Source organism: Saccharopolyspora sp. NPDC047091, from assembly GCF_040643635.1.
Taxonomy (GTDB): Bacteria; Actinomycetota; Actinomycetes; order Mycobacteriales; family Pseudonocardiaceae; genus Saccharopolyspora_C.
This window is the reverse complement of record NZ_JBEYUS010000124.1, coordinates 1-8013: the sequence shown is the minus strand read 5'-3', so window position 1 is coordinate 8013 and position 8013 is coordinate 1. Positions and strand designations below refer to the sequence as shown.

The 8013-nt window shown below is 72.1% G+C and carries 9 protein-coding genes; 5 read left to right on the top strand and 4 right to left on the bottom strand.

Features of this window, described 5'->3' with window-relative positions:
• The first annotated feature begins 115 nt into the window (after positions 1 to 115).
• A complete protein-coding gene (locus ABZ805_RS28700) occupies positions 116 to 1138 on the top strand; it encodes a ferrochelatase (protein WP_358446893.1) in 1023 nt (340 codons plus the stop codon).
• A gap of 100 nt (positions 1139 to 1238) precedes the next feature.
• Here ABZ805_RS28700 and ABZ805_RS28695 read toward each other — a convergent pair whose 3' ends face one another.
• Positions 1239 to 1721 carry a GNAT family N-acetyltransferase gene (locus tag ABZ805_RS28695; RefSeq protein WP_358446890.1) on the bottom strand — a complete coding sequence of 161 codons (483 nt, stop codon included), beginning with the start codon at positions 1719 to 1721 and terminating at the stop codon, positions 1239 to 1241.
• 184 nt (positions 1722 to 1905) lie between these two features.
• On the bottom strand, positions 1906 to 2529 hold the full coding sequence (locus tag ABZ805_RS28690; protein WP_358446887.1) for a TetR/AcrR family transcriptional regulator: 624 nt from the start codon (positions 2527 to 2529) through the stop codon (positions 1906 to 1908).
• A 137-nt stretch (positions 2530 to 2666) separates the two neighbouring features.
• Here ABZ805_RS28690 and ABZ805_RS28685 point away from each other — a divergent pair, with 137 nt between their 5' ends.
• Positions 2667 to 3491 carry an oxygenase MpaB family protein gene (locus ABZ805_RS28685; protein ID WP_358446884.1) on the top strand — a complete coding sequence of 275 codons (825 nt, stop codon included), beginning with the start codon at positions 2667 to 2669 and terminating at the stop codon, positions 3489 to 3491.
• 1 nt (position 3492) lies between these two features.
• Here ABZ805_RS28685 and ABZ805_RS28680 read toward each other — a convergent pair whose 3' ends face one another.
• Positions 3493 to 4266: a hypothetical protein gene (locus ABZ805_RS28680; protein WP_358446881.1), complete on the bottom strand. Its 774-nt coding sequence runs from the start codon at positions 4264 to 4266 to the stop codon at positions 3493 to 3495.
• Between the two features lie 141 nt (positions 4267 to 4407).
• On the opposite strand from ABZ805_RS28680, the gene ABZ805_RS28675 reads away from it, so the two are divergent.
• The 3 genes from ABZ805_RS28675 (at position 4408) to ABZ805_RS28665 (ending at position 6967) form a co-directional block, all read left to right on the top strand.
• Positions 4408 to 5214: a DUF3097 domain-containing protein gene (locus ABZ805_RS28675; protein ID WP_358446879.1), complete on the top strand. Its 807-nt coding sequence runs from the start codon at positions 4408 to 4410 to the stop codon at positions 5212 to 5214.
• A 102-nt stretch (positions 5215 to 5316) separates the two neighbouring features.
• The gene (locus tag ABZ805_RS28670; RefSeq protein WP_358446876.1) at positions 5317 to 5745 is read left to right on the top strand and encodes an NfeD family protein; all 429 of its coding nucleotides are present in this window, start codon (positions 5317 to 5319) and stop codon (positions 5743 to 5745) included.
• A gap of 13 nt (positions 5746 to 5758) precedes the next feature.
• Positions 5759 to 6967, top strand: coding sequence for an SPFH domain-containing protein (locus ABZ805_RS28665; RefSeq protein ID WP_358446874.1), 1209 nt, complete (start codon positions 5759 to 5761; stop codon positions 6965 to 6967).
• 173 nt (positions 6968 to 7140) lie between these two features.
• Here the strand turns inward: ABZ805_RS28665 and ABZ805_RS28660 are convergent, their stop codons facing one another.
• The gene (locus ABZ805_RS28660; protein ID WP_358446871.1) at positions 7141 to 7866 is read right to left on the bottom strand and encodes a GntR family transcriptional regulator; all 726 of its coding nucleotides are present in this window, start codon (positions 7864 to 7866) and stop codon (positions 7141 to 7143) included.
• Positions 7867 to 8013: the final 147 nt, after the last annotated feature.

The window sequence follows — 8013 nt, the reverse complement described above, 5'->3', positions numbered from 1 at the left end:
GTTTCCCGGTGCGCCGTCCGGACGTCGGCTGATCACCGCGCGTGCGGGCCGAGAGCGCGTTCGAGTTCAACCACTCCCGTGAGCGGCCCGTTCGGCGGCGGGCCATCATGGTCGGGTGAGTTTCGATGCGCTGCTGTTCTTGTCGTTCGGTGGACCGGAAGGCCCGGAGGACGTCCGGCCGTTCCTGGAGAACGTCACCCGGGGCAGAGGCGTGCCGCCGGAGCGCCTCGACGAGGTCGCCGAGCACTACCACCACTTCGACGGGGTCTCCCCGATCAACCGGCTCAACCGCGAGATCATGGCCGGGTTGCAGGAGCAGCTGCGCGCCGAGGGCCGGGACCTGCCGGTGTACTGGGGCAACCGGAACTGGCACCCGATGGTCGAGGAGACCGTGGCGCGGATGGCCGAGGACGGCGTGCGCAACGCGCTGGTGTTCGCCACCTCCGCGTGGGGCGGCTACTCGGGTTGCAAGCAGTACCACGAGGACATCGCCCGGGCCCGCGAAGCGGTGGGGGAGCAGGCCCCGGACCTGGTGAAGCTGCGCCAGTTCTTCGACCACCCGCTGTTCGTGGCGGCCAACGCCGACGCGGTGCGCCGCGCCTACGCCGAGATCGGCGATCCGCAGGCCCGGCTGGTGTTCACCGCGCACTCGGTGCCGGTGCGCGCCGACTCGATGCCCGGCCCGGACGGCCGCCCCGAGTGGTACTCGCGGCAGGTCTCCGAGTGCGCCCGGCTCGTCGCCGAGGAGGCCGGGGTGGAGGCCTTCGACGTGGTGTGGCAGTCCCGGTCCGGCCCGCCGCAGGTGCCGTGGCTGGAACCGGACGTGGTGGACCACATCGAGGACCTGCACGCCAAGGGCGTCACGTCGGTGGTGGTGAGCCCGATCGGGTTCGTCTCCGATCACCTGGAGGTGATCTGGGACCTGGACAACGAGGCCGCGGAGAAGGCCGCCGAGCTCGGCGTGGCCTTCGTGCGGGCCGGGACCGCCGGGGACGATCCGCGGTTCGCGAAGATGATCGTGGAGCTGATCTCCGAGCACGTGGACGAGGTGCGGCCGCGGAAGCTGTCGCTGATGCCCGCCGCGGGCTGCGGGCGCAACGGGGACGTGTGCGCGCCGGGCTGCTGCTCGCCGTCCTGACGTCGTCGTCAACGGCTGAGCTCCCGCCGGTGCGGCCTTCCTGGACGGGCGCGCGAGAGCGCCCGTCCAGGAGCGTTGCGCTCACCGGGTGGCGGTGCGATCAGAGCCGCCGGTAGTAGGCGACGACCGGCAGCGGAGTGCACCCGAGCCGTTCGTAGAGCGCCCTGGCCGGGGCGTGGAAGGCGTCTCCGCCCGTGCCGATCTCGACCACCTCGGCGCCGCGGGCGCGCATCTCGGCGAAGGCGTGCTCGCACAAGGCGGCGCCCACGCCGCGGGCGCGGTGCTGGTCGTCGACCGCGAGCAACGTGATCGTGCCGTTGCGCCGGGGCGGTTCGACGCTCCACGCCACGTATCCCGTGATGCCGTCCTCGCCGACGGCGACGGCGACGTGGGCGTTGCGCTCCGGCGCGTGCAGTGCGGCGACCTGATCGTGGTAGTCCTCGCGCCAAGCGCCGTGCTGGTGGGTGAAGACGACTTCGCCCACCAAGGGCCGGAAGACGTCCTCGTAGAACGGGCGGAACGTCCGGATGGTCAGGTCGATGAGCGTGCTGAGGTCGTCGGCGACGAACTCGCGGATGAGCATGGTGGGGTGCCTTTCGGGCGGAGGGCCGGTACCCGGTGCTGACGACGGGCAGGGGGCGGTCCGCTCATGGCGGCTGAGGACCGGCGACGAGCGGACTCTCAGCGGCGGGTACGCCGGGCGATGAAGCACTCCACGTCCAGGACCGTAACTGCCGGGACGCGTTCCGGGGGCCTGTTCGCGCCGGTCAGTCCCCGGTGGGCGTGCCGACGGCGAGGAAGATGCGCGTGCAGTGCTCGACGAGCTCGTCGCGGTCGATGCGCAGCGCTCCGTCCAGCCAGGCGGTGAGGGTCTGGGCGAGCCCGCCGACGGCGAACTGGCTGAGCACGTCCAAGTCGGCGCTGTCGGCCACCCCGTAGAAGTCCTTGGCCTGGCCGCCGAGCAGTCCGACGAACAGCAGGGTGGAACGCTGCCTGCGTTCGGCGAGGGCGGCGCCCGCGCGGGCGGAGAACAGCAGCCTGCCGCGCCGCGGGTCGTCGCCGACGACGCCGATGACGGTGCCGAGCCCGGCCCGCACCTTGGCGGCCGCGTCGTGCGGGGCGGCGGCGACCGCGCTCAGCGCACCGGTGGCGAGGTCGTCGATGACCTGGTCGTAGACGGCGGCGGTGAGCTCTTCTCGGTCGGTGAAGCTCTCGTAGAAGTAGCGGGCGGCGAGCCCGGCGCGCTTGCAGACGCCGCGCACCGACAGGGTGGCGTCGGCGTCGGGGGCGCCGAGCAGGTCCAGGCCCGCGTCGAGGAACCGGGCGCGGCGTTCGGCCTGGCGGTGGTCGCCGTCGACACCGCCGTACACCCGCAGGGAAGACGGCTCCATGCCGCCCATCTTGGCATCCGCCGCGGTGCGGTCGGGCGGGTCTTGACAGCTCGGGAACCGATCGGTTCCATATTTGCACACGGCTGTGTGCAGAGTTGGTCGCGCACCGCCACCCGCTAGCGGAGGAGAGACACCCGATGACGGCTCCCACCGGATCACGCGTGCGCGAGGACGAACTGGTCGTCGGCGCCGGACTGCTCGCAGGCGGCGCCAACGTGATCATGCAGCTGGCCCGGCCCGGCGTCGGCTACGGCGTGGTCGAGAGCAAGGTCGACAGCGGCAACATCTTCAAGCACCCCGTCAAGCGCACCCGCACCACGCTGACCTACCTCGCCGTCGCCACCATGGGCACCGACGAGGAACGCGCCCTGTTCCGGCGCGCCACCAACCGCTCGCACGCCCGGGTGCGCTCCACCGAGTCCAGCCCGGTGTCCTACAACGCCTTCGACAAGAACCTGCAGCTCTGGGTGGCGGCCTGCCTCTACCGCGGCATCGAGGACGTGTACCGGATCTTCGTCGGAGACCTCACCGACGCCGAGATCGACGAGCTCTACCGGCGCTCCGCCACCCTCGGCACCACCCTGCAGGTCACCGACGACATGTGGCCCGCCGACCGCGCGGCCTTCGAGGAGTACTGGAACACCGCGCTCGACCAGGTCCACGTCGACGACACCGTGCGTCCCTACCTGCGCCGGATCGCCGAGCTCGACTTCATGCCGCGCTACGTCAGCGCGCCGCTGGGCCGGTTCAACCGGTTCATCACCACCGGCTTCCTGCCGCAGCGGTTCCGCGACGAGATGCGGCTGCCCTGGACCGACCGCGACCAGCGCCGCTTCGACCGGCTCACCCGCGCGATGGGCGTGGTCATCCGGCGGCTGCCGACGGTGCTGCGCAAGTTCCCGTTCAACTACTACCTGTGGGACGTGCGGCGCCGGATCAAGGCGGGCACCCCGCTGGTGTGAGTCAGTGCCTGCTGGCGCTGTCGGCCAGCACCCGCACCATCTCCGCGACCGAGGCGCGCCGGGCCGCCCGCACCGAGTCGAACAGCGGGCGCAGCGCCTCGGTCCGCGCCCTCGTCGCCGATGCCGACAGCGCCCCGCCCGGGGCGTCGTCGGTGGCCACCCACAGGATCGCCTCCACCTCGGAGGCGCGCTGCAGGATCCGCAGCGGCCGCTGCGGCACGTCCTCCGGCCACGGCGGCTTCGGGCGGTCGGCCACCGTCGAGGCGATCTCGTCGCGCACGCCGGGGCGGTGCTTGGCGATGTCCAGGTCGATCAGCGTGCTCGCGGCCTCCCGCATCGCCGAGGACATGCCGTGCTCGGCCTCCCCGATCGGCAGGTGCTCGGCGGGCGGGAGCTCGCCGACGGCGAACACCGTCCAGCGCAGGATCCCCTCGGCGATCGGCTCGGGCACCAGGGCCAGCCCGGCCTCCGGCAGCACCGCCGCCTCACCGCGGCGCAGCGCCTGCTTGGAGAACGCACCGGCCGACCCCAGGCCGCGGACGTCGCCGGGGACCGGCAGCACCAGGTCCCCGCCCACCGCGCCGGCCTTGCGCAGCGCCGCCAGCAGCAGCGCCGGACCGGCCGGGGTGTCCTGCGGGCCCGGCAGTTCTAACCGGGCGGCGAGTTCGTCGTCGGCGGCGCGCACTTCCTGCGACTCGCCCCAGACCTGCAGAGCGTCGAGCACGTCGTCCGCGGCGGTCGCACCGTGCAACCACGCGGACGTCCAGACGACCATCGTTGCGCTTGGGCATGGCACGTCGAGAGAGAGTACGTATCCCGTCCGCCCGCATCAGCCCGGGGGCCGGGCGATGTGGGTCTCGTCGCGCGGGCGGCGCGCCGCGACCACCCGGCCCGCGGCGGTGAATAGGATCTTCGCGTGCGTTCGGTCAACTACGGCAACGACGTCCTGTCCGGCGGCCGCAAGCGCCGCGAGATCCCCGAGGTCCCGGCCGAGCCCGGGCTCGTGGTCGAGGACCCGGCCAGCGGCTTCTGCGGCGCGGTGGTGCGCGTGGAGAAGGGCAACGCGGTGCTGGAGGACCGGCACGGCGCCCACCGGCTGTTCCCGATGCGACCGGCGGCCTTCCTGCTGGACGGGCGCCCGGTCACCCTCGTCCCGGCTCCCGCCGCCGCTCCGGCCGCGACCCGCACCTCCGCTTCCGGTTCGGTGCACGTCGACGGGTTGCGCGCCCGGGAGGCGCGCGGCAGCCGCATCTGGGTGGAGGGCCTGCACGACGCCGAGCTCGTCGAACGCGTCTGGGGCCACGACCTGCGCGTCGAAGGCGTCGTGGTGGAACCGCTGCACGGCGTGGACGACCTGCCCGGGCTGCTCGGCGAATTCCGGCCCCGCGCCGGCCACCGGGTCGGCGTGCTGGTCGACCACCTCGTCGAGGGCAGCAAGGAATCCCGGCTCGTCGCCGGGATCGACGACCCGCACGTGCTCATCACCGGTCACCCCTTCGTCGACGTGTGGGAAGCGGTCAAGCCCGCGTCCCTCGGCATCGCGGCCTGGCCGCGGGTGCCGCGCGGGCAGGACTGGAAGGAAGGCGTCTGCGCCGAGCTGGGCTGGGGCGAACCGGCCGAGGGCTGGCGACGCGTGCTCGGCGCCGTCGAGGGCTTCCGCGACCTGGAAGCGCCGCTGATCGGCGCGGTCGAGCGGCTGATCGACTTCGTCACCGAGCCCTGACGCCCTTCCGGTGACGCCCGCCCGGAGGTCCACTGCGGACCAGGTGTCCTCGGGTTGGGCGAATTCACCCACAGCGAGCTTGTGTTCTGCCACGATGGGTGCATGGCCCCCGTCGTCTGGTTGATCATCGGTGTGATCCTCGTGGCGGCCGAAGTGCTGTCCGGCGAGTTCGTCCTGGTGATGCTCGGCCTCGCCGCGCTGGGGACGGCGCTGGTCGTGGTGGCCGGTGCGCCGCCGTGGTTGGCCGTCGTGGTGTTCGCAGCGCTGGCCGGGGGACTCGTGCTGGGGGCGCGTCCGGCGTTGAAGCGCCGCTTCCTGGGTGGCCGGGAGCTCAAGACCAACGTGGACGCCCTCGTCGGCAAGCACGCGGTCGTGGTGGCCACGGTCGACCACCAGGGCGGCCGGGTCCGCATCGACGGGGACGTGTGGTCGGCCCGCGCGAGCCACGAGGCCGATGTCTTCGAAGCCGATTCGACGGTGCTGGTCACGGAGATCTCCGGGGCCACCGCCGTCGTCGCGGCGCAACCGTGAACTGGAGGGTGCAGTGGAACTGATCGTGCTGGCGGTGGTGGTGCTGCTGGTGATCGTCGTGGTGGCCAAGTCGGTCCTGGTGGTGCCGCAGGCGCAGGCCTCGGTGGTCGAGCGGCTGGGCCGGTTCCGCACCGTCGCCGCGCCGGGGCTGAACTTCCTGATGCCGTTCCTCGACCGGGTGCGGGCCAAGATCGACCTGCGCGAGCAGGTGGTCTCGTTCCCGCCGCAGCCGGTGATCACCCAGGACAACCTGACGGTGTCGATCGACACCGTGGTGTACTTCCAGGTCACCGACTCGCGCTCGGCGGTCTACGAGATCTCCAACTACATCGTCGGCGTGGAGCAGCTCACCACGACGACGCTGCGCAACGTGGTCGGCGGCATGAGCCTGGAGGAGACGCTGACCTCCCGGGACCAGATCAACACCCAGCTGCGCGGGGTGCTGGACCAGGAGACCGGACGCTGGGGCATCCGCGTCGCGCGCGTCGAGCTCAAGGCGATCGACCCGCCGCCGTCCATCAAGGACTCGATGGAGAAGCAGATGCGCGCGGACCGGGAGAAGCGCGCCATGATCCTGAACGCGGAGGGCGCGCGGGAATCCGCGATCAAGACCGCGGAAGGCCAGAAGCAGTCCCAGATCCTCGCGGCCGAAGGCGCCAAGCAGGCGTCGATCCTCGACGCCGAGGGCGAGCGCCAGTCCAGCATCCTGCGCGCGCAGGGCGAGCGGGCCAGCCGCTACCTGCAGGCGCAGGGCCAGGCGAAGGCGATCGAGAAGGTCTTCGCGGCGGTCAAGCGCGGCAAGCCCACGCCGGAGCTGCTGGCCTACCAGTACCTGCAGACGCTGCCGCAGATGGCGCAGGGCGACGCGAACAAGGTGTGGGTGGTGCCCAGCGACTTCAACAAGTCCCTGGAGGGCTTCGCCCGGATGCTCGGCGCGCCCGGCGAGGACGGCACGTTCCGCTACGAGCCGCCGAAGGAGGAGCCGCCGGCGGGCAGCCCGGAGGACGAGGAGGAGTCGGTGGCCGCGTGGTTCGACACCTCGTCGAACCCGGAGGTCGCCGAGGCCGTCCGTGCCGCGGAGGAGGTGGCCCGCAAGGAGGTGCCCAGCGCCGCGGCGGGGATGCAGTCCGGTGCTGCGCTGTCCGGGCCGAAGGCGACGCAGGCGCTGGGGGAGGCCGGGGCGCTCGGTGAGCCTCCGGTGGGCGGTGGTTCCCCGGCCTGATCGGGCTCTTCCTCCCGGGCCGAGTCCGGGAGCGGATCGAGTGGGCGGCGTTCGCGCCGCCCACTTTTGCACCTCGACTACTTTATTGACTCGATGTCTTCAGTGTCGAGTGAAATCAATGATCTGAAGATCAAAAAGAATCCGCACCGAGGTGCAGGGCTTTTTCCAACCGGTCAGGCCGGGGGTTCGAGCATCGGGCCGCCCGCGACGCCGAGGGCGCGCAGCACACCGAGCAGGTGGTCGCGCAGCACTTCCTTGGCGGTGTCCGCGGCGCCGTCGCGCACGGCGGCCGCGACTTCGGCGTGCTGCCGGGTGATGTCCGGGCGCCGGTTCTGGGTGCGGGCGCCCGCGGTGATCCGCAGCTGGCGGTCCCGCAGCGCGGTGTAGAGGTCGTCGATGATCGGGTTCGCCGCGGCGGAGACCAGCCGGGCGTGGAAGTCGCGGTCGGCTTCGTGCATCTCCGCGGTGCTCAGCCCGCTGCCGTCGCACGCCGGGTGGGCGCGGAGGTCGGTGCCGACCTCGCGCATCGTCGCGGGGCCGTCGGCGGTGATCTTGTCGATGGCGAAGGTCTCCAGCGCGAGGCGGGCCTCCAGCACGGCTCTGGCCTCGGTGGGGGTCACCGGGACGACGAGGGCGCCCCGCTTCGGGTAGAGGCGCAGGAAGCCTTCCGTCTGCAGTCGCAGGAAGGCCTCCCGTACCGGGGTGCGGGACATGTTGATGGCGGTGGCCACTTCGCCTTCGGACAGCAGGTGCCCGTCGGGGTAGGTGCCGTCGAGCAGTCCGGTCTTCACGTGCCGGTAGGCCCGGTCCGCGGCCGGCGGCTCCGCGGGCGCCTGTCCGGCGTCGCCGGGTGCGGCGGTGGGCGGCGGCACGTCGTGGTTCGGTGTTGCGCTCGACACGTGCCCATAGTACTGATCCGCATCTTGTATCTATGGTGGATACAAGTTCGCTGAGAGGTGGGTGTTCCGGTGTCTGTCGGTGTTGCCGGGGAGCAGCAGGTGGCGAGGGCGATCGCGCCCCAGCGCGGCGCGTGGCTGGTGTGGGGC